The following is a 22287-nucleotide window of genomic DNA, read 5'->3' as shown; positions in this document are numbered from 1 at the left end:
TTTTCTCCAGACTTTCATTCGGCTGCTTCGGCTGCCGCGGTTTGACGGGCCATCCGTGCGGCCCGCTTTTCCTGAATGGATTTCAACTGGTCTTCGCTCGGGTCTGCGCCGCCCTCATAGGCTTCCAGGAAGTCCAGAAGCTCCTCGCGGTAGGCGTAGTAATCCGGGTGGGCGAGCAGCTCCTTGCGCGACCTCGGCCGTGGCAGGTCCACTTCCATGATGTTGCCGATGCGGGCATTGGGCCCGTTCGACATCATCACCACCCGGTCGGCGAGCAGGATGGCCTCGTCGACATCATGCGTGACGCAGACGGCCGTCACCTGGGTGCGTTTCCAGACGTCCATCAGGACGTCCTGCAGCTCCCAGCGGGTCAGGCTGTCGAGCATGCCGAAGGGTTCGTCCAGCAGCAGAAGCTTCGGCGACAGGGCAAAGGCCCGTGCAATGCCGACGCGTTGCTTCATGCCGTTGGAAAGCTCCGAAGCAGCCTTTTGCATGGCGTCCGACAGACCGACCTTGCCGAGGTAATATTCAATCACGTCCCGCTTTTCGGCCCTGGACGCATCCGGATAGACCTTGTCGACCCCAAGCTCGACATTCTCGTATGCTGTCAGCCAGGGCATCAGGCTCGGCGCCTGGAAAACGACGGCACGGTCCGGACCGGCCTGCGTCACATGAGTGCCGTCCAAGACGATGGCACCTTCGGTGATCTTGTTGAGGCCAGCCACCATGGACAGGACCGTCGACTTTCCGCAGCCGGAATGGCCGATCAGGGTGATGAACTCGCCCTTCTTCATTTTCAGATCGAAACCGTCGACAACCTTCAGCGGCCCCTTCGGCGTCGGGTAGACCTTCTTCAGCTGAGAGAAGTCTAGATAACGGTCCTGAACCGCGGATTCCGATGCCCGCTCATAGGCCGCCGGAAGCTTGTCGGCAGGCTTTGGACGCTGGGTGATCGGAACGATGTCCGGCAGAACGATTTCCCGCTCCAGATCAGCGCCACGCTCGGCACCTGCTTCCATCAGGTATTCGGTGACTTCGGCACGCAGTCGAATGAAGTCGTCATCGTGATTGAGTTCACCGCGATCGCGTGGCCGCTGAAACGACACCTTGAACTCCGGACCGAGCGTTGCCGGTGTGCCGGGCTTCAGGGGTATGATCCGGTCTGCTAGAAGGATTGCCTCATCGACATCGTTTGTGATGAGAATGATGGTCTTCTTCTCTTCGTCGCAGATCGCGGCGAATTCGTCCTGCAGCTTCGCGCGGGTCAAGGCATCAAGAGCGGACAGCGGCTCATCCAGCAACAGAAGCTCAGGCTGCATGGCGAGTGCCCGTGCCACGGCAACGCGCTGACGCATGCCACCGGAAAGTTCCGACGGCTTGCGGTCCCTGGCATGCCCCAGACCGACCATCTCGATGTACTTGTCGCAGATCGCCTTGCGCTCAGCGGCGCTCTTCTTCTTGAAAACGCTGTCGACGGCCAGCGCCACATTGCCGAACACCGACAACCACGGCATCAGCGAATAGGACTGGAACACGACGCCCCGATCCTGGTGCGGCCCGTCAATTTCCTTGTTCTTGAAGATGATGCCGCCCTTGTCCGGCTCGATGAGACCGGCCAGCAGGGAGATCAGCGTGGTCTTGCCGGTGCCGGAAAACCCGACGATGGCAATGAACTCGCCCTCTTCCACTTTCAGATTGATATCGTCCAGCACATCCGTCCGGGTGGCATTTTCGCCATAGGATTTGGAGACGCCGGAAATTTCCAGAAAGGACATATCCGTCTCCTTAGCGATTGGCCGAGAATGTGAAGGCGCGCTGCAGGGCAAACATCAGCCGGTCGAGCATGAAGCCGATGATGCCGATGGTCAGGACAGCGACCATGATCTTTGCGAGCGACTGGGAAGAGCCGTTCTGGAATTCGTCCCAGACGAATTTTCCAAGCCCCGGGTTCTGCGCCAGCATTTCTGCCGCAATAAGCACCATCCAGCCCACACCCAGCGACAGGCGCAGCCCGGTGAAAATCAGCGGCAGAGAGGACGGCAGAACCAGTTTGGTAACGGTCTTCCAGGTCGGCAGCTGCAGAACACGGCCGACATTCATCAGGTCCTTGTCGACCGAGGCCACACCCAGCGCGGTGTTGATCAGGGTCGGCCACATGGAGCAGAGCGTCACGGTGACGGCGGAGATCAGCAGGGATTTAGACAGCCAGTCGACAGGATCGGCATAGGTTGCCGAAACGATCATCGTGACGATCGGCAACCATGCCAGCGGCGACACCGGCTTGAAGATCTGGATCAGCGGATTGATTGCGCCGTTGAAGGAGCGCGACAGACCGGAGGCAATGCCAAGCGGCACGGCAATCAGCGTTGCGATCAGGAAGCCGAGGCCGACGGTTTTCAGCGAGGTGCCGATCTGGTCGATATAGGTCGGCTTGCCGGTATAATCGCGCCACTTGATCTTGTCGGTCTTGCCTTCAGCTTCGTATTTGGCATTGCGTTGTTCCTGGCGATCGTAGAAGGCAGCGGCCTTGTCACGCTCGCGCTCATGATCGTCCCAGAGGTTGACCGCCTGGCTCCAGACGGCCGCCGGCCCGGGAACTGCGCCCAGGGATGTCTGCACCTGGGGCGCCAGCGCTCCCCAGAGGACGAGAAAGGCGATGATGCCCAGGAGAGGAATTACGAGAACGCGTTTGAGTTCCCCCAGCTGCTCCTTCGGGTTGTCGCCTGCGGCAATTTTCAGGAGCGGCACGGTCCAGGAAAGGCCGAGCGCATCCAGCCAGCCGGCGGCCTTGTTGATCCGTGTGAAGAGCTTTTCCCGGCGTGCGGCACGGGCAAGGTCCTGACTGCCTGCGGTATCGGCATTGGCCATGTCGTCAATCCTTGTTCGAATTCTGTCGGTTCGTGTCGAATGAGAAAAACGAGCGGCGGGGCTGCAGACCGCCGCTCAAGTTTGGGGAAGATCAGCCGCCCACGACCTGGTTGCCGTCGACCACCTGCTTGCCTTTCAGGCCGATCGGAAGGCTGTCGATGTAGGCGTTCGGCTGCTTGCCGTCGTAGGGAATGCCGTCGATGATGTCCGCCGACGGGGTTGGAGCGCGGTAGCCGTCCGTTTCCCAGGGGAAATCTTCCTTGGCCACATGCCCTTCCTCGACCAGCATTTCTGCGGCCTTCAGATAGATGTCAGGGCGATAGACCGAGCGCGCGACTTCGTCGTACCAGCTGTCGGGTTTGTACTCGGAAATCTGCCCCCAGCGGCGCATCTGGGTCAGGTACCAGACGGCATCGGAATAGTAGGGATAGGTCGCGAAGTAGCGGTAGAAGACGTTGAAGTCGGGAACGTCTCGCTTGTCGCCCTTCTCATACTCGAAGGTGCCGGTCATGGAGTTGGCGATTACTTCTGCGTCCGCACCGACATACTCCGAGCGGGACAGGATCTCGACTGCTTCCATACGATTGGCGTTATCGTTCTCGTCCAGCCACTTGGCCGCGCGGATCAACGCCTTGGTAAGCGCAAGCGTGGTGTTCGGATATTCTTCGGTAAATTCCTGCGTCAGACCGAAGACCTTCTCCGGATTGTTCTTCCAGATCTCGTAATCGGTGATGACCGGAACGCCGATGCCCTTGAAGACTGCCTGCTGGTTCCAGGGTTCGCCGACGCAATAGCCATAGATGGTGCCGGCTTCCAGCGTCGAAGGCATCTGCGGAGGCGGAGTGACCGACAGCAGAGCGTCTGCCTGGATCTGGCCGGAGATATCCGAACTGGAATAGAAGCCCGGGTTGATATCACCGGATGCCAGCCAGTAGCGCAGTTCGTAGTTATGGGTGGAGACGGGGAAGACCATGCCCATGTTGAACGGCTTGCCTTCGGACTTGAACTTGTCGACGACCGGCTTCAAGGCGGTTGCCTTGATCGGGTGAACCGGCTTGCCGTCGTCCTGCATCTCCAGGTGCGGCTTCATCATCTCGAAGATCTCGTTGGAAACGGTGATGCCGTTGCCGTTGAGGTCCATGGAGAACGGCGTCACGATGTGTGCCTTCGTGCCGAAACCGATGGTGGCCGCCAGCGGTTGTCCGGCCAGCATGTGCGCCCCATCCAGTTCGCCCGTGATGACCCGGTCGAGCAGAACCTTCCAGTTGGCCTGCGGCTCCAGGGTTACGAAAAGGCCTTCTTCCTCGAAATAGCCGAGCTCATAGGCAACCGCGAGCGGAGCCATGTCCGTCAGCTTGATGAAGCCGAAGGTGAGTTCGTCCTTTTCGACATCCAGCATCTCGGCATATGCGCTGGAAGCGGACACAAGTGCCGTGGCTGCCATCAGGGCGCCAAATGCGGTCCGGCGGGTGATATTCAGGGTCTTTTTCATTGTCGCGTCCTGTCCCTCGTTCGTCCTGCGCCCTCTTCAGCCGGGCACAGGAGCAATAAAAAAGCCGCCGACCGAACCGCATGACGGGAGGAATTCCCATGCGGTTCAGATCGGCGGCTTTGCCTGTGCACCCGGCAGTGGGTGCGATATCTGGTAGGCCAGCGTCGGCCTCACCTGCTTAAAAGCACGAACTGTGCCAATTTGGAGAAATTGGCTTTTCTCTTTATTTACAGATACTTACTCTTTGTGAAAATTTTGACCATATGCTCAAGCTGCATATTTGATCATCGAAGCTTGCAGGCAACTGAACGAATTTTGTGCAACGCAACCAGACTACCCCGGCTCCAGGCGAGCTGTCTCGGAAGTTAAAAACGGGCGCCGTCAAACATTTCGATGGTCATGTCTGTCGCTTCTCCGGTCAGCTCCAGAGCCTCCAGATAGGCAGTCGGAGAAAAGACCTTTTCAACTTCGCTTTCCGCCTCTCGCGAACGCTCCACCTGCCCCCAGCGAACCATCTGCTCGTAGAACCATTTGCCATGAACCGGCATTGGCGCCGCCTTGAGCCCACCCGAGAAGGTCAGGAAGTCCGGAACGTTCTTCACCGAGACCGGGCCGAGCCTGATGCGGCCCGACAGCGCTGCAAGGCAGATTTCAGCGGGGCAAGCCAGAAGGTCCGGCCTTGCGAGCATGTCGGCCAGCTCGGCATTGTTCTTCGGGTCGGAGCACCAGTCGGCGGCTGCCGAAAAGGCACGCATCAGCGCGGCCAGCGTTTCCGGGTTGGCTTCGGCCCATTTGCGCGTCACGCCCAGCACTTTTTCCGGACTGTCCGGCCAGATGGCCTGTTTGTAGGTTGCAATGCGCCCCGTTCCCGCGTCGACCGCAGCCGTGTTCCAGGGCTCGCCAACGCAATATCCATCGAGCTGGCCAGCGGCCAGGGCATCCGCCATGACCTGCGGCGCCAGTACGGTAATCTCGACATCCCGGTCCGGATCAATTCCGGCGGCGGCGAGCCAATAGCGCAATTCATAGGCATGGCCTGAAAACGGGTGCACAACCCCGAAATGAAGCAGCGGCGCATCCGCCTCCTGCTGGTCGGCAATCACCCGCGCGAGCGCCGCACCGGTCGACACCGGATCGCCTTCCGGATCGGCTCCGACAGCCGACATGTCCGCCCAGAGTGCGTTGGAAACCGTAATTGCGTTGCCACCTAGCCCCAGAAGCATGGGCGCCAGCATGGGCACGGCAAGACTGGTCAGGTTGAGGCTGGATGCAATCGGCATCGGGGCGAGCATATGCGCCACGTCAAAATGACCGACCGAAATTCTGTCTCGAATATTGGCCCAGGATGTTTCGCGGATAAGCTTAAGCGCAATGCCTTCCTGCTCGGCAAAACCGAGTTCGGCAGCTGCCACGACAACGGCACTGTCCAGAAGCGGGATAAATCCGGCGATGACGGGCTTCAAGTTCGTATCCATGATACTCCAGTCCCCTGGTTGGCCGCTTCTCCCCACTCGGTGTTTTTTGTTGTCATCGCGTCAGTCTCCCAGAAGTCCGCTGGCGATCACCAGGCTCTGCGCCACATCAATGATCTTCCGGCTCTGGTTCATGGCCGTACGACGCAACAGGTCATAGGCCTCCTGCTCGCTGAGCCCCTTGGATTTCATCAGGATGCCCTTGGCCCGATCGATGGTTTTCCGGTCTGCAAGTTCAGAGCGCACTTCCTCCAGCTCCTCTGTCAGCCTGGAAAACGCGCGAAAGCGGCTGATCGCCATGTCTAGGATCGATTTGACCCGCTCCCGCTTGAGCCCGTCGACGATATAGGCCGACACCCCCGCATCGACGGCGGCCTCTATGGAATGGCTGTCCGACTTGTCGACGAACATTGCAATCGGTCGCCGCACCGCACGCGACACCTGAAACATGTGTTCCAGCTGGTCGCGATTCGGGTTTTCCAGATCGATGACAATCACATCCGGATTGATGTCGGCGATCTGACGAACCAGTCCTTCCATCTGGTGAACAAGAATGACCCTATCGTGCCCGGCATCGTGCAATCCCTGCTCGATGATCGAGGCACGGATCTTGTTGTCATCTATAACCAGAATGGAAAGCCCGCCGCTCATGCCGCCATTATGCGCAGGGCTATTTTTTATGCAACAAAAATGCTGCGCCGCAACAACGCTGTCCTGTGGAGACATTCTGAAGTGACGCTGGAGCGCTTGAAATCGGACTTGCCAAAGACGGAACCAAAAGAAGATTTCTCCTCTGGACAGAACCCCACAGCCTTAGAATGATGCACCGGGAAAATTCAGGATGAAGGAAAGCGGGATGGCGGACACGTTTGAGCCCAAGGCGCATGTGGCCCACATGGAAAAGATGTTGGGGCTAACGATCGAAGAAGACTGGCGCCCTGTTGTGGAAATGCACATCGCCGCGATCGAGAAAGCTGCCGAAGCCGTCCTGGATTTTCCGCTGGAAGGCCACGCCGAAGCCGCACCGGTCTTTGTTCCATGAGCCAGGACAACAGCAAACTGAACACCCGCTCCGCGGCTCAGACGGCCACAGCCGTCAACAGCGGCGACATCAGGGCTCTGGAAGTTGCCTACGCATCTCTCGAGACCATTGAACGTCTCAATCCGACGGTCAACGCCTTTACCGACGTTCTGGGGGAGCGTGCACTTCTTGAAGCGCGCGCTGTCGATGACGCGATTACAGAGGGCCGAACACTGCCACTCGCCGGTGTGCCATATGCGGTCAAGAACCTGTATGATGTCGAAGGCCTGACAACCCGCGCCGGCGCGAAGATCAATCGCGAAAACCCGCCTGCTTCTGCCGATGCGGCTTTGGTCCGCAAGCTGAAAGACGCTGGCGCAGTTCTGGTCGGCGCGACCCACATGGGCGAGTACGCCTATGATTTTACCGGCGAGAGCGCGCACGACGGCATCTGCCGCAATCCTCATGATACGGGTCATATGACCGGGGGCTCTTCCTCCGGATCTGCCGCGGCAACGGCTGCCGGCATGGTGCCGCTGGCAATGGGCTCCGATACCAATGGCTCCATCCGCGTGCCGGCCTCGTTCTGCGGCCTGTTCGGCTTGAAACCGACCTATGGCCGTCTCAGCCGTGCAGGCACATATCCGTTTGTCGGCAGTCTCGATCACCTGGGCCCACTCACACGATCGGCAGAAGATCTTGCCCTGATCTTTGACGTCCTGCAGGGCCACGACCCCGCGGACCCGGCCCAGGCAAACCATCCGGAAATCGAGACCCATAACCGGCTGCAGGAAGATATCGGCCCGCTGCGCATTGCCGTGGCAGGTGGCTATTTCCGCGACAAGGCCCTGCCGGATGCCCTGAATGCAGTGGATCTTGTCGCCAAGGCGCTTGGGGCAAGCCTTGAGATCGACATTCCGGAAGCTGCCCGGGCCCGTGCCGCGGCCTATGTCATCACGGCGGCCGAAGGCTCTACCCTGCATCTTGGCCGCATCCTGGAACGGCCGCAGGACTTTGACCCGGAAACGCGTGACCGCTTCCTGGCGGGAACCATGGTACCGGCAATCTGGGTCCAGCAGGCTCAGCGCTTCCGGAGCTGGTTTCGCGACCTCTTCCGCAAGATCTTCGAGAATGTCGATGTTCTTCTGGCCCCGGCCACCCCCTTCCCGGCCCTGCCGTCAGGTACCAAGACCTTCACGATCGGCGGTGAAACCATGCCGGCCCGTCCCAACATCGGCCTGTTTACCCAGCCAATCTCCTTCATCGGCCTTCCCGCGGTGACGGTACCGGTCTGGCTGGAAGGGGCGACATTGCCGATCGGTGTTCAGGTGATCGCCCCTGCCTGGCGCGAGGATCTGGCGCTTCGTGTCGCTCACCACCTGGAACAGACAGGTATCTGCCGCGCGCCCGTCGCCAATTTGACGGCCTGAAGCCCGGTGAAAAGGGAACTGGCCCGCACCACAGGAAATCTCAGCCTGGCGCAACTGCGAGCGCTGGAAGCGGTGGTACGCACCGGGAGCTTCACAGATGCGGCGAAGGAAATCGGCGTCTCCCAACCCTCCATCTCCAATCACATTCAGGGTCTGGAAAGCCGCTTCAAGACAAAACTGCTGGTAAAGTCCGGATATTCAGTTTCCGCGACCCCGGCTCTGGTCGCTCTATTACCCCGCATCAGGGCGTTGCTGGCATTGGCAGGTGATCTGGAAACCGAGCTGTCTCACCACCGCGCCTTGGCGGCTGGTGAACTCAGGATTGGCTATTCAACCTATCAGCTCGCCATCCCGATCATCTCGTCCTTCATGGCGAAACACCCGACCATCTCGATCGAGGCACGCGCCCTTGCAAGCCAGGACATCGTCAACCTGATCGAAACAGGCTCTCTCGATATCGGCTTCATTACCGGACGCGAAATTCCGGCAGGTCTCGAAGGCGAACTGATCCTGAAGACACGCATTGTCCTCGCGGTTCCTCCCGAACACCCGCTGGCAAAAAAAGGACAGCGCTTCCTGGAAAGACGTCGCCGAGCTCCCCCTCCTCCAACGCGAAGGAAGTTCCGGTACCCGCAGACTGTTCGAAGCCGCTGCCACGCTTGCCGGGACAAGACCCAAGACCGCGCTCGCTCTTGGCTCGTGGGGGTCAATCGCAACGCTGGTCAGATCCGGCTCGGGTATCGGTGTCGCTCTGGAAGCGGAAATCACCGAGCGCGACGGTTGTGTCGGTGTCAGGATCGAAGACGCGAACCTCACCGCAAACCATTTTGCAGTCTGGCAAAAAGATATGGGTACAGTGGCCGCCATAGAGGCATTTCGAGCCGGTTTGCCCGCCCCATGACAAATTGAAGTCACCCGTCATTTGATAATTAAAACCTATTCATTCCGATCTTTGATAGACCGAAAGACACTTCCGTGATTACTGGCGCCTGACGTTTTCAAAAACACTGCACCAGAGCCGATTTCATCGCCCGCGACAAAAGCGTGATACTGACTTCGAACGGCTCCAGCACATTTCCAGAGACCGCCTGAATGAAACAGAGATCTTATGACCTTGCGATCGTCGGTGCCGGGATCGTTGGGCTTGCGCATGCCCTCGCAGCAGTCAGGCGCGGCAAGAAAGTTGTCGTCATTGATCGCGACAGCCAGGCAAATGGCGCCTCGATCCGCAACTTCGGCTTTGTGACCGTAACCGGCCAACAGGCAGGCGACTGCTGGCAGAAAGCATCGCGCAGCCGACAGGTGTGGGCAGAAGTTGCGAAAGCCGCCCGCATACCGCTGCTGCACGAGGGTCTGACCATGACCGCAAGGCTCCCGGAATCGGAATCTGTTATCGACGCGTTTCTGAAGACAGAAATGGGTGCGGAGTGTCGGCGCCTGACACCCGCTGAGGCCGCCCACAAGGTTCCCTGTTTGCGACAGGAGAAAATCACCTGCGCGCTCTATTCACCGCTGGAAGTGCGTGTGGAATCGAAAGATGCCCTGCCCCGGATCGCCGATTGGCTGAAAGAAGCCCATGCAGTCGACTTCCTCTGGCAGACAAGCGTCAATTCTGTCGAGGCGCCGAAGCTTCAGACCTCGCGCGGGACGGTGCACGCGGAGACCGTGATCATCTGCCCCGGCGACGATGGAACGACGCTTTTTGCTGACCGGATCGCCACTTACGAAGTCACGCGCTGTAAACTGCAGATGTTACGCGTCGCCCCTCGCAATCGTATCGACCTTGGCACCGCAGTCATGTCTGACCTCGGCCTTGCGCGATATCTTGGCTATGCCGAACTCCCCGAAGCAGAGCCTTTGAAAGCCCGGCTGGATCGGGAGATGGCTGTTCACCGGGAAAACGGCATTCACCTGATCGTTGTCCAGTCCGAAGACGGCAGTCTCGTTGTCGGCGACAGCCATCATTACAGCTCGACACCCGATCCGTTCATCGACAAGACCGTGAACGACCTGATCCTGGGCGAGATGGAGACGATCCTCGATCTTGGCCCCTATGACATTTCTGAAACCTGGATCGGCACCTACGCCTCTGCCCCGGACCGCTGGCGCTTCACCGATGCGCCGGACGATAGTACCCGCATTGTCGTCGTCACGGCCGGCTGCGGTGCCTCCGCCGCCTTCGCCATCGGCGAAGAAACCATTGCCGATCTCTATGCATGAGGAAACAAGATGAGCAAATTCAAAGCCGTGGTCTTCGACTGGGCCGGCACCATGATCGACTTCGGTTCCTTTGCCCCGATGGGTGTCTTCGTAAAGGCCTTCGAGACCTTCGGCATTACCGCAACCATCGACCAGGCACGCGGCCCGATGGGCAAACCGAAGTGGGACCACATCCGCTCCATGATGGATGATCCGGACATCTGCGCCCAATGGATCGCCAAATACGGCCAAGCACCAACTGATGCCGATGTGGACAAGGTCTACAAGGTCTTCGTTCCAATGAACGAGGAAGTCGTCGCCGATTTCTCCGATCTCGTTCCAGGTGCTGCCGAGGTTGTCAGATTGCTTCGCGCCAAGGGCATGAAAATCGGCTCGACCACCGGCTATACCCGCTCGATCATGGAACGCGTGCTGCCGAAAGCTGCCGAACAGGGTTATGAACCGGACAATCTCATCTGTGCCGACGACCTGCCGGAAGGCCGTCCCGGTCCGCTCGGCATGTATCAGTGCTTCGTCGATCTGGTGGCCTACCCGCCGAGCGCGGTCATCAAGGTGGACGACACTGAACCGGGCATTGCCGAGGGTGTTGCAGCCGGCTGCCTGACTGTTGGTCTTGCGCTGTCAGGCAACTATGCAGGCAAGACACCGGAGGAACTCGCTGCACTTTCGAAAGATCAGGTTGACGTCCTGCGCCAGCATGCAACGGTAGAGCTGAAAAAAGCCGGCGCCGACTACGTCATTGATACGGTCGCGGATCTGCCAGCCCTGATCGAGAAACTGGAAGCGGAATGACACGTCCGAATATCCTGCTGATCACCGCTGACCAGTGGCGGGGCGATTGTCTCGGCACAGTTGGACACCCTGTTGTCAGGACGCCGAACCTTGATGCCTTCGCCGCAACGGCAACAGTTTTCGAGCAGCATTATGCGGCAACGGCTCCGTGCTCTCCTGCACGGGCCTCGCTCTATACCGGACTTTACCAGATGAACCACCGGGTCGTGTGGAATGGCGCACCACTCGATGATCGGTTCGACAATATCGCCCGTGCTGCCCGCCGGGCCGGATATACGCCAACGTTGTTCGGCTACACCGATACCTCACCCGATCCGCGCCTGCATCACCCGAACGACCCCGTCCTGACTTCCTATGAAGGTGTTCTGCCCGGCTTCTGGGTACGCCAGCCGCTTGCCGAGGACGAAAAGCAGTGGCTTTCCTGGATGGTTTCACGCGGTCACGATCCCGCAGGTTTGCCTACCATCCATCACGTGGAACCCGAAGAAGGTGAAAAAGTCAGCCTCAAGGCAGCCAGGTATTCGAAGGACGAAACCCAGACAGCCTTCATGACGGATGCCTTCCTCACCTGGCTTGGAGAACAGGATGAAGACCGGCCATGGATGGCGCATGTTTCCTTCCTGCGACCGCATCCGCCGATTGCCGCTCCTGCCCCCTATAACACCCTCTACAATCCCGATGACGGGCCGGGTTTCTCCGGGGCACCAACTGCGGCGGAGGAAGCTGCGTTTCACCCCTTCATGGAAGCCCTGCAGGATTATCAGCAGCTGGCCTCCCATCTACCGGGGACCACTGACTTCGTTCGTGATCTGACGGAGCGCGATCTCAGGCGGTTGCGAGCACTTTATTACGGCATGATCACCGAAGTTGACGCACAGCTCGGCCGGATCTTCGAGGCGCTGGAACCACTCGAAAACACGTTGGTTGTTTTCACCTCCGATCATGCGGAGATGATGGGCGATCACTGGATGCTCGGCAAAAGCGGGTTCTACCGCGAGAGCTACCACATCCCCCTCATGATACGGGCACCGGGTGGCGGTGCAGCGAACCGGGTCTCCGCCTTCACGTCCTCGACCGATATCTTCCCGACACTCCTGGATCTGCTGGATATCGAACCCGAGCATGCCCCGGACGGAGCCAGCCTGCTGCCGTACCTCAGCGGACAAACGCCTCTGTCCTGGCGAGATGCTGCTCTCTGGGAGTTCGATTACCGGCAATTTCTGAAAAAATGGCCGGAGAAGTTCCCGGCATCTGCCCATGAAGGATCCTCCACAGCACTTTGCCGCCTCGGGCCGGAATGGCAGTTCGTGCATTTCTCCGGAATGCCCAACATTCTGATGAAGGCCACCTGCACGTCCACCGCGCCGGTCAACGAGGCGGCCAGTCACCCGGACCTGGTGATCGCCAACCTTGATGCCCTTGTGGCAACCCGGATGCGCCACAACGACGAGACCCTGGCCCGCACCCTGGTCTGGGACTACTATCGGGAATAGCGTGGACTTTCGCAGGTCCGCTTAGCGTCACGTTAAGCGTCGAACGACAGAATGAACCCTCCAATGGGACTCTGAAGAATGCGTCAGACTTTGCGGAAAAATCGGCTATTCACCGGGATTGGACGGAGTGTCCTCCGGACCATGGGGCTGGCTCTCGTCGCCCTGTTCTCGCACCAGCATGTGTCCGCGGCCCCGATTGAGCTCAAGGTCATTGACTCGGTCGATCCCCCCTGGCCGTCCATAGGACGGGTAAACGTTGCCGGCTTCAGGTCGACTGCCATGTGTACCGGCACCTTGATCGCACCCGATATCGTGCTCACAGCCGCCCATTGCCTCTACAACAAGACGACCCGCAAGCCCTTTCCGATCGAAGACCTTCTGTTCATGGCCGGTGTTCGGCGGGACGAATACTCCGCCCGCTTGGAACCTGCATGCACCATCACCGCTGCAGGATACGAGCCACGGCAGAAACCCAGGTTGCGGGAGGTACACAAGGATGTCGGGATCATTCTGCTGAAGGAACCCAGCACATTACCGCCCGTTCCGGTGCTTTCGCTGGATGAGGCAACAGTTCTGACCAAGGACACACAGTTTCAATCCGCAGGCTACCGCCGCAGCCGCCGGTTTCTGCCAACCGTCGTGCCCGCTTGCAGGGTCATGGGAACCGCCGAGGACAGCTGGGTAACGGATTGCGCATCGGAAGCCGGCGCATCGGGCGGTCCGCTCCTGGTGGAAACGCCGAACGGGCTCCGTGTTGCCGGCATCATGTCGGCCAAGATCGACGCTGTTCGCTCAGCCATCGTGCCTTTCCTGGAATGGCAGGACCTTTTGGCCAATCCGAGCTGCAGCGGTGACAGTGCTCCGGCAACCCCGCCACTCCGGTCATCGCTTGATACGGACAACTGACGACAATTCAGCCGACGGGCATAATCTGAACCGAAAGACAAATTTTCTCTGCACCAACGCCGGTTGCCCGGTTATGGTGCTATTCCCTGAATTCGGCCCGGAGCAGCTTCGCAACGCGTGCAGCTTTTTGGCCGGCAGACTGCCAGACGCAAAGACCCCTTGGCTCATGTACCAATCTGCGCCTCCTTCCAGTGCTGAACACTTCCGGCCGGTTTCCACCGACAAGCTTGCCTTTGTCGCCAGCGACACGGAGGAAGCACTCAAGGCTCAGGAAGACCTGTCCGCCCGCTACGGCAACGTTCCGGTGGCTGAAGCCGATGTCATCGTGGCACTCGGCGGTGATGGCCTGATGCTGCAGACCCTTCACAAGCACATGGGCAGCAACAAACCGATCTACGGCATGAACCGTGGTTCGGTCGGCTTCCTGATGAACGAATACCGGGAAAACGACCTGAAGGACCGGCTAGCGCTGGCCGACATCACGACGATCCGGCCTTTGGAAATGACGGCAACGACCTCCGAAGGCATCCATCACGCCCTTGCCATCAACGAGGTGTCACTCCTGCGCCAGACATCGCAGGCCGCCCGGCTGCGCATCTCGGTCGATGGACGCGTCCGGCTGGAAGAACTTGTGTGCGATGGCATCATTGTCGCGACACCGGCGGGGAGCACTGCCTACAATCTATCTGCGCATGGCCCGATCCTGCCAATCACCGCACAGCTGCTCGCGCTGACCCCCATCAGCGCCTTCCGGCCACGGCGCTGGCGCGGCGCGATCCTGCCAAACGGCGCAAAGGTAGATATCGAGATACTGGATCCCGGCAAACGCCCTGTCAGCGCGTCAGCCGACCACACTGAAATCCGTCACGTCACCCATGTTGCAGTCCGGGAGGCGGCCGAAGCGGAAGGCGTGATCATGTTTGATTCCGATCACGGTTGGGACGAACGTATCCTCACTGAAATGTTCCGCTATTAATTTCGAAACATCCTGGCGGAAACACCCTGTTAAGTATGATTGCCGATACTGCGAGCCACAGGCTCCGGCCGAATGCCCGAAGGCTTTGCCACCGAGGTGTTCTGAAGTCAGGACCGAGCGAGGATAACGAGGACATTTGCCGTCATGGCCGACACTGCCAAGGACCAGGAATATGAAATCTTGTCCCCGCCTTCGGACCTGCGCAGCAAGGTGCGGGAACTGACACCTCGCGAGGCCAAGAAATTCGATCCGGTCAAGGCGGCTGAAGCAGCACTCGAACGCTTGTCCTCCCATTTCGGAACCTGGATGAACAACGAGAGCGCCACCCTGCTCCACGCCTGGGAAGCTGTTCGCGCACAGGGATTAAACGACGACACCCTCGCCGCCCTGTTTCAGGCTGCACACAACATCAAGGGACAGGCCCTGACACTTGGTTTTCCATTGGTTGGCGAAGTCGCCGCCAGCTTCTGTCACCTGATCGAAACCGTGCCGTCTCCCGACAAGTTGCCCCTGTCCCTCGTCGAACGCTACGTCGAAGCCATTCGCGCAATGGTCGCCGAAGGTGCAAAAGACGAAGCGAACAAGACCGGCGTCGAACTTCTGAAAACCCTGCAAGGCGTGACGGAAGAATATCTGGCTCAATTTCCGCCGAAACCTGATGACGTCTGACGGACCAGTAGACCAATTGCCAACAAGGTTTATGCCGCAACGTCAAAGAGTTGATTGACTCAGGTTTCAAGCGCGCATAGCATTCGGCCTATTCATGGAGAATGGCCGTGAAACATTTTTTTTGTTTCTTTTTTCTTTTATTGCTGTCTTTGACTTCCGCACATGCCGAACGAAGGGTAGCTCTCGTAATAGGGAATTCCGGCTACGCGAATGTCGCGGAGCTGAAGAACCCCTACAATGATGCCAAGGGCATGTCGGACAAGCTGACGGACCTCGGGTTCGATGTTGTCACAGGTCTCGACCTGAGCTTGAGGGACATGCGCCAGACCGTGCGCGAGTTCATCAAGAAGCTCGATAACGCAGACCTTGCCCTGTTCTTCTATGCCGGCCATGGCATCCAGGTGAACGGCGAGAATTATCTCGTCCCGGTCGACGCCGAACTCAGCACCCATCTCGACCTTGATTTCGAGGCCCTGCCCGCAAATCTCGTGCTCAACGCCATGGAACAGAGCACGAAGGTCAACCTTGTCTTTCTGGATGCCTGCCGAAACAACCCGTTTACGGAAAACCTCGCCCGGTCCATGGGGACGCGCTCAAGCGCAGTCGGTCGTGGCCTTGCAAAGATCGGCTCCGGTGTCGGCTCCCTGGTTTCCTTCGCCACCCAGCCGGGCAATGTCGCGCTTGACGGCGATGGCGAGAACAGCCCGTTTACAACTGCCCTGATCAAGCATCTCGGCACGCCCGGTCAGGATATCACCCGCGACCTGGTAATGGTGCGCCGGGACGTTCTGGAAGCCACCAAGGGCCAGCAGGTTCCCTGGGACAATTCTTCACTGACCGGCGAAGTCATTCTCAAACAGCTTGAGATGGTGCAGCCCGTCGAACCGGAAAAGCCGGCGATCAACCCACAGATCGAACTCACCTATTGGGACTCGATCAAGTCGGGACAGAATGCGGCCTACTTCGAGACCTATCTGTCTCGCTACCCGGAAGGCCAGTTCGCCGACATCGCCCGGATCCGTCTGGACGAGATCAAGGCAAAGGCAGAAAGCGACAAGGCCGAGCAAGCGAAACCGGATGCCACAGCCGAAATCACTTATTGGCAGACAATCCAGAATTCGAACCGCCCGGAGATGTTCGAGAGTTATCTCGGCAGATACCCGAACGGGATCTATGTCGACCTTGCCCAGCTGAAAATCCAGTCTATCAAGAGCCAGGCGGAAGCGGATGCGCGCCGCAAGGCTCAGGCAGAGGCAGAAGCCCAAGCCATCGCTACGGCAGCAGCGAATGCATCGCCTGAAAGAACGACGTCCAAGCCTGCAGACGAAATCACCGTTGCCGCCCTGACGCCTGATCAGGCGCCGTCAACGACCTCGACATCCCCGGTATCGTTGCTATCGCCTGAAGAGCTTGCAACGGCTCTCCAGACAGAACTCAACCGGGTTGGCTGTTCGGTTGGCCGTGTTGACGGCGACTGGGGCAACAGAAGCCGTCAGGCACTGAGAACCTATGGCCGCGAAGCCGGGATCGATTTGGCATCACTCGACCCGGATCCCTCGATCCTGGAACAGCTCAAGAAATCGACCGGACGTGTCTGCCCGCTGACCTGTGGACGGAACCAGGAACTGAAGAACGGTCGCTGTGTCGCGACCAGAAAGCCTGAACCTTCCGGCAACAGCCCCAAGCCAAGCACGCAGACGAAGACAACTGACAGCTGCCCGAAAAACCCGTCTGCCTATGGAAACAAGGTAATTGGAAAATCTCATGGCCTCGGCCGCCAGACCCTTACACACCCCTGCGGCAGGAAGCTCGCATGCAGAGGTTCTAGGGCCAGCTGGGTAAAGACCTGCACCTGGCTTTAGCCGTTCGGCTGAAGTCTGATTTATGAATGTTTGAAGTTGAATTTTTCTGGTGAGCCCGCGATCTGAATTCCGATCCCGAATCGCCGGATTACCCTTCGGGGGAGCAGCCGATTTTGTGCCCGATTGCTCCCGAGATCAGGTAGCTCTGGAGAATCGATTGTGAAGCAGATCCTCGTATCCCTTTTGCTTCTTGCGTTTGCCGCAAGCGCGGCACATGCCGAACGCCGGGTGGCGCTTGTGATCGGTAATTCCGGTTATGAACATGTCACCCAGCTCACCAATCCGGACAACGACGCCAAAGGCATGGCCGAAAAACTGACCAGTCTGGATTTCGAGGTCGTGACCGGCACCAACCTGTCGCTTCGGGATATGCGAAAGACAGTGCGGGAATTCATCGCCAAGCTCGAAGGTGCTGATATAGCCCTGTTCTTCTACGCAGGGCATGGCCTGCAGGTAAGTGGCGAGAACTATCTGGTGCCGATTGATGCCGAGCTGAATTCCTACGTCGATCTTGAATTCGAGGCGATGCCGGCAAATCTCATTCTCAATGCCATGGAGCATTCCACCAAGGTCAATCTGGTGTTTCTGGACGCCTGCCGGAACAATCCGCTGGCTGAAAACCTTGCGCGGTCCATGGGCACACGTTCCGGTTCTGTTGGCCGGGGCCTTGCCAAGATCGGCTCCGGTGTCGGCTCCCTGGTTTCCTTCGCCACCCAGCCGGGCAATGTCGCGCTTGACGGCGATGGCGAGAACAGCCCCTTCACCACGGCCTTGCTGAAACATCTCGGCACACCCGGACAGGATATTACCCGGGATCTGGTAATGGTGCGACGTGACGTTCTGGAAGCCACCAAAGGTCAGCAGGTTCCCTGGGACAATTCCTCGCTGACTGGCGAAGTGATCCTCAAGCAGCTTGAGATGGTGGAGCCCATTGAGCCGGAAAAACCAGCGATCAACCCGCAGATCGAGCTGGCTTACTGGGATTCGATCAAGTCCGGCGAATCCATTGCCTATTTTGAAACCTACCTGAGCCGTTACCCCGACGGCCAGTTTGCCGACATCGCCCGGATCCGTATCGACGAAATCAAGGCAAAGGCCGAACGTGACAAGGCCCAGCAGAACAAGCCGGATGCAACGGCTGAGATCACCTACTGGCAAACAATCCAGAATTCGACCCGGCCGGAGATGTTCGAAAGTTACATTACCCGGTATCCAAAAGGGATCTACGCCGACCTTGCGCGGTTGAAGATCGAATCGATCAAACGCCAGGCCGAAGCAGAAAGCCTCCGCAAGGCCCGGGCCTCAGCGGCCGCGCCCAACCCGGTGCCTGAAAGAACTGCTACCAAACGCGACGAGGAAATCACCGTTGCCGCGTTGACACCTGACGAAACACCGGCAGGCGTCATTCCTTCGCCAATCACACCGCTCTCCGCTGAAGAACTGGCTACGGCTCTGCAGACTGAACTCAACCGCGTCGGTTGTTCGGTTGGCAGGGTTGATGGCGATTGGGGCAACAAGAGCCGTCGGGCACTGAGGACCTATGGACGCGAAGCGGGCATCGATCTTGCCTCACTCGACCCAAGTCCCGCTATTTTGGACCAGCTCAAGAAATCAACCGGACGCGTTTGCCCGCTCACCTGTGGACGGAACCAGGAACTGAAGAACGGTCGCTGTGTCGCAACCAGAAAACCTGAACCTTCCGGCAACGGCTCCAAGCCGAGCACCAAGTCCAAGACCGCCGACAGTTGCCCGAAAAACCCGACTATTTACGGCAACAAGATCATCGGCAGAGTGCCCGGTGTCGGACGACAGACGTTGACACACCCGTGCGGCAGGAAGCTCGCTTGCAAAGGTTCAAAGGCCAGCTGGATATTGAGCTGCAACTGGATTTAGCCACACGGTTAAAGCCAGATTTAAGTACGTTTAAAGTTGAAGTGTGCCGGCGAGCCGCGATCTGAATTATGATCCCGGCCTGCCGGAGTGCCCTACAGCAGAGTAACCGGAATAGTTTTACACGGCAGCTCCCGAGAGCTGGTAGGTTTGGAGAACCGCCTGTGAAGCAGATAATCGCATGCCTGTTGCTACTTGTGTTTGCCGCAAGCGCGGCACATGCCGAACGAAGGGTAGCTCTCGTAATAGGGAATTCCGGCTACGCGAATGTCGCGGAGCTGAAGAACCCCTACAATGATGCCAAGGGCATGTCGGACAAGCTGACGGACCTCGGATTCGATGTTGTCACAGGTCTCGACCTCAGCTTGAGGGACATGCGCCAGACCGTGCGCGAGTTCATCAAGAAGCTCGACAACGCTGACCTTGCCCTGTTCTTCTATGCCGGCCATGGCATCCAGGTGAACGGCGAGAATTATCTCGTCCCGGTCGACGCCGAACTCAGCACTCATCTCGACCTTGATTTCGAGGCCCTGCCCGCAAATCTTGTGCTCAATGCCATGGAGCAAAGCACGAAGGTCAACCTGGTCTTTCTGGATGCCTGCCGAAACAACCCGTTTACGGAAAACCTCGCCCGGTCCATGGGGACGCGCTCAAGCGCAGTCGGTCGTGGACTTGCGAAGATCGGCTCCGGTGTCGGCTCCCTGGTTTCCTTCGCCACCCAGCCGGGCAATGTCGCGCTTGACGGCGATGGCGAGAACAGCCCGTTTACAACTGCCCTGATCAAGCATCTCGGCACGCCCGGTCAGGACATCACCCGCGACCTGGTAATGGTGCGCCGGGACGTTCTGGAAGCCACCAAGGGCCAGCAGGTTCCCTGGGACAATTCCTCGCTGACTGGCGAAGTCATTCTCAAACAGCTTGAGATGGTTCAGCCCGTCGAACCGGAGAAGCCCGCGATCAACCCGCAAATCGAACTGGCCTACTGGGATTCCATCAAGTCCGGCGAATCTATTGCCTATTTCGAAACCTACCTGACCCGATATCCCGAAGGCCAGTTCGCGGATATCGCCAAGATCCGGATCGATGAGCTCAAGAGCCGCAGCGAGGCAGAAGCTGCCCGCAACGCGAAGCCCGACACCTCCGCTGAAATCGCTTTCTGGCAATCAATCCAGAACGCCACCCGGCCGGAAATGTATGAAACCTATCTGGAGCAATATCCGGACGGGATCTACGCCAAGCTGGCAAGGCTGAATATATCTTCACTGCAACAGCAGGCGGAAGCGGCAGCTACTGCCGCCGCTGCGGCAAAGGCAGCCAAGGCTGCGGACGCCTCCAACAGCACGTCCCCTGCGCAGGAGATAACCGTTGCTGCCCTGCCGCAGCAGGAAACAGTATCAACCGAACCTGCTCCAGCAATTGTTCCTTCAACAAGCAGCCGGTCACTCTCGCCTGAAGAACTCGCCACTGCAATGCAAACCGAATTGAACCGCCTTGGGTGTTCGGTTGGTCGTGTTGATGGTGATTGGGGCAACCGTAGCCGGCAGGCTTTGAGGACTTTCAGCCGCGAAGCAGGTGTCGATCTTGCCTCGCTCGACCCGGACCCTTCAATTCTAGACCGTCTGAAGCAATCGACAGGCCGAGTGTGCCCGCTGACATGTGGCCGAAATCAGGAACTGAAGAACGGCAAGTGCATCGCCGTTCGGCAGGAGACACCCTCCAAATCGAACGAGAAGTCCAACTCCACTAAGACAGTACAATCAAGTGGTGCTTGCCCCGCCAATCCGACGGCATCTTCCAGAAGGCTGGTTCATTTCAACAACCGGCAGATCACTGCGACCATCACACACCCTTGCGGTCGGCAAGTGATTTGCAATCGCAACCTCAAATCAGGCACACAGCCGACTTGTTTCTGGAGGTAAGGTCGAGCTTTTGAAATGGAATCTGACAGCAGTTCAAGCAGCGGCTGTCACCTGAAGGCCGCTGTTCTTCACCAATAGCCGCGCTTCCAAGCGTGCAACGTCGATGGCGAAACGGCGCAGGAATGCAGTCACGTCTTCGTCCGCCCCCAGGGCACCGTCCTGCATTTCGGAAAGCAGTGTTTCCGTTAGCATGCGGGCTTCGTCCAGCGCCAGATCATAGGTGAAGTCGGCATCCGCCTGCCGGGCAATGTCAATGGCCAGCAGAAAGGCCTGATGAGCCCGTAGAGGCAAACCGGCCTTGCGGAGCATGGCCTGCAGCGCCGACCGTCGAACCGTCACCAGAAGCTTGCACAGCCTCGGCAACGGCACCTGGCCAAGGTTGGCAAGAGCGGCAGCGAAAAACCGCAAGCGTCCACAGCAGACCGCGCGCAGCAGCAACCGGGTGGTCAGCTTGCCATTGACACGAAGATGCTCGACGAATTCCGGCAGATCGTCTGCACCGGCTTCGAGAGCCAGCCGCAGCACGACCTTGTCTTCCGCATCGCTCAGGAAAGTATGACGCTGGTTTTCCGGAACGCGCTCCAGCACGATCGGATGATCGTCAAGGTTCTGCGCGAGCCGCATCAGCAACTGATAGCGCGTGGTCAGCGGCAGGTCCCGGGTTTTCAGAAGCTGGTCGCAGAGGTCCGGCCGGTCTTCGAATCTTTGCGCGATACGCAGGAGGGAGGACTGCAGGATGCGGGCGCTTCTGTTTTCCAGAAGCTGTCTGCAGGCCTGCTCGCAGCCAACCTCGCAGATGGCGGCGCAGACAGAAGCCGGCAATCCCTCACGCGAGGCGATGGCGCATTGAACTGCGTCGCTGCCTTCTGCAAGAAGGTCGACCAGTTCGACATCCGTCAATATGGGAGAGTGCTTGAGAACCGGCAAAGCCACTTCGTCGACATCACTTGCGAGGCAGCGCACGACGTGACCGGGAGCGTAGGCGCTTGGCGCAAGCAGGCTTGCTATCGCCTTGCGCACAGCGCGGCTGGGGTCGTCGAGAAGAATCGTCAAGGCTGCAGCCATGCTGGTCTGTTCCTGGCTGCCAGGTTCGGCTGCCAAATAACGTTCCGCGAATTCTTCCGCGGCCCGTATATCCAAGGTGCGCTCGTCAACTTCGTTCAGAGGGTGAAAGTCATGTGCGTTCATGGCGGTAAAACAATCTTCCCAAGAGTCGAGTGTGAGTCTGACATCAAAGGCTTAACGATCGGTTCACCATAATTTTGCCAGGTTCTCTG

General features: G+C 58.8%; 18 protein-coding genes and 1 pseudogene. 13 read left to right on the top strand and 6 right to left on the bottom strand.

From position 1 onward, the window contains the following. Positions 1 to 14 precede the first annotated feature (14 nt). The 5 genes from HEP89_RS19640 to HEP89_RS19620 form a co-directional block, all read right to left on the bottom strand. Positions 15 to 1775: a nitrate ABC transporter ATP-binding protein gene (locus tag HEP89_RS19640; RefSeq protein WP_168692853.1), complete on the bottom strand. Its 1761-nt coding sequence runs from the start codon at positions 1773 to 1775 to the stop codon at positions 15 to 17. Between the two features lie 10 nt (positions 1776 to 1785). Then, positions 1786 to 2868, bottom strand: coding sequence for an ABC transporter permease (locus HEP89_RS19635; protein WP_168692848.1), 1083 nt, complete (start codon positions 2866 to 2868; stop codon positions 1786 to 1788). 91 nt (positions 2869 to 2959) lie between these two features. Continuing rightward, a complete protein-coding gene (locus tag HEP89_RS19630; protein WP_023001119.1) occupies positions 2960 to 4360 on the bottom strand; it encodes a CmpA/NrtA family ABC transporter substrate-binding protein in 1401 nt (466 codons plus the stop codon). Between the two features lie 365 nt (positions 4361 to 4725). Further along, a complete protein-coding gene (locus HEP89_RS19625) occupies positions 4726 to 5835 on the bottom strand; it encodes a CmpA/NrtA family ABC transporter substrate-binding protein (RefSeq protein WP_077292666.1) in 1110 nt (369 codons plus the stop codon). A gap of 60 nt (positions 5836 to 5895) precedes the next feature. After that, positions 5896 to 6483, bottom strand: coding sequence for an ANTAR domain-containing protein (locus tag HEP89_RS19620; RefSeq protein ID WP_023001117.1), 588 nt, complete (start codon positions 6481 to 6483; stop codon positions 5896 to 5898). Between the two features lie 205 nt (positions 6484 to 6688). Here HEP89_RS19620 and HEP89_RS19615 point away from each other — a divergent pair, with 205 nt between their 5' ends. The 13 genes and pseudogenes from HEP89_RS19615 (at position 6689) to HEP89_RS19560 (ending at position 21010) form a co-directional block, all read left to right on the top strand. Continuing rightward, positions 6689 to 6874 (top strand): DUF4089 domain-containing protein, encoded by a 186-nt coding sequence (locus tag HEP89_RS19615; RefSeq protein ID WP_167579593.1) that lies wholly within the window; start codon positions 6689 to 6691, stop codon positions 6872 to 6874. Continuing rightward, positions 6871 to 8283: an AtzE family amidohydrolase gene (locus tag HEP89_RS19610; RefSeq protein ID WP_077292664.1), complete on the top strand. Its 1413-nt coding sequence runs from the start codon at positions 6871 to 6873 to the stop codon at positions 8281 to 8283. The genes HEP89_RS19615 and HEP89_RS19610 overlap by 4 nt, the downstream gene beginning before the upstream one ends. A gap of 6 nt (positions 8284 to 8289) precedes the next feature. Beyond that, positions 8290 to 8796 (top strand): annotated as a pseudogene (locus HEP89_RS29900) (LysR family transcriptional regulator); the annotation flags it as partial. A gap of 10 nt (positions 8797 to 8806) precedes the next feature. Continuing rightward, the gene (locus tag HEP89_RS29895) at positions 8807 to 9184 is read left to right on the top strand and encodes a LysR family transcriptional regulator substrate-binding protein (protein ID WP_286201062.1); all 378 of its coding nucleotides are present in this window, start codon (positions 8807 to 8809) and stop codon (positions 9182 to 9184) included. Positions 9185 to 9375: 191 nt separating this feature from the next. Beyond that, a complete protein-coding gene (locus HEP89_RS19600; RefSeq protein ID WP_077292662.1) occupies positions 9376 to 10503 on the top strand; it encodes a TIGR03364 family FAD-dependent oxidoreductase in 1128 nt (375 codons plus the stop codon). Between the two features lie 9 nt (positions 10504 to 10512). Further along, the gene (gene phnX, locus HEP89_RS19595; protein WP_077292661.1) at positions 10513 to 11295 is read left to right on the top strand and encodes a phosphonoacetaldehyde hydrolase; all 783 of its coding nucleotides are present in this window, start codon (positions 10513 to 10515) and stop codon (positions 11293 to 11295) included. Further along, entirely contained in the window at positions 11292 to 12788 is a 1497-nt protein-coding gene (locus HEP89_RS19590; protein WP_062488508.1) for a sulfatase-like hydrolase/transferase, read from the top strand. Before phnX ends, HEP89_RS19590 begins: the two co-directional genes overlap by 4 nt. 141 nt (positions 12789 to 12929) lie before the next feature. After that, on the top strand, positions 12930 to 13694 hold the full coding sequence (locus tag HEP89_RS19585; protein WP_208997701.1) for a trypsin-like serine protease: 765 nt from the start codon (positions 12930 to 12932) through the stop codon (positions 13692 to 13694). A 166-nt stretch (positions 13695 to 13860) separates the two neighbouring features. Next, positions 13861 to 14670 carry an NAD kinase gene (locus HEP89_RS19580; protein ID WP_031269325.1) on the top strand — a complete coding sequence of 270 codons (810 nt, stop codon included), beginning with the start codon at positions 13861 to 13863 and terminating at the stop codon, positions 14668 to 14670. 144 nt (positions 14671 to 14814) lie between these two features. Continuing rightward, positions 14815 to 15339 (top strand): Hpt domain-containing protein, encoded by a 525-nt coding sequence (locus tag HEP89_RS19575; RefSeq protein ID WP_023001108.1) that lies wholly within the window; start codon positions 14815 to 14817, stop codon positions 15337 to 15339. A 107-nt stretch (positions 15340 to 15446) separates the two neighbouring features. Beyond that, positions 15447 to 17201, top strand: a complete 1755-nt coding sequence (locus tag HEP89_RS19570) for a caspase domain-containing protein (RefSeq protein ID WP_208997700.1) — start codon at positions 15447 to 15449, stop codon at positions 17199 to 17201. Between the two features lie 159 nt (positions 17202 to 17360). Further along, positions 17361 to 19094, top strand: a complete 1734-nt coding sequence (locus tag HEP89_RS19565; protein WP_077292658.1) for a caspase family protein — start codon at positions 17361 to 17363, stop codon at positions 19092 to 19094. Positions 19095 to 19255: 161 nt separating this feature from the next. Beyond that, positions 19256 to 21010: a caspase family protein gene (locus HEP89_RS19560; RefSeq protein WP_077292657.1), complete on the top strand. Its 1755-nt coding sequence runs from the start codon at positions 19256 to 19258 to the stop codon at positions 21008 to 21010. A 33-nt stretch (positions 21011 to 21043) separates the two neighbouring features. Here HEP89_RS19560 and HEP89_RS19555 read toward each other — a convergent pair whose 3' ends face one another. Beyond that, positions 21044 to 22198 (bottom strand): DUF2336 domain-containing protein, encoded by a 1155-nt coding sequence (locus HEP89_RS19555; protein WP_023001104.1) that lies wholly within the window; start codon positions 22196 to 22198, stop codon positions 21044 to 21046. Positions 22199 to 22287 lie beyond the last annotated feature (89 nt).

Source organism: Labrenzia sp. 5N (assembly GCF_012395805.1).
GTDB lineage: Bacteria > Pseudomonadota > Alphaproteobacteria > Rhizobiales > Stappiaceae > Roseibium > Roseibium algicola.
This window is presented reverse-complemented; position numbering and strand designations above follow the sequence as displayed.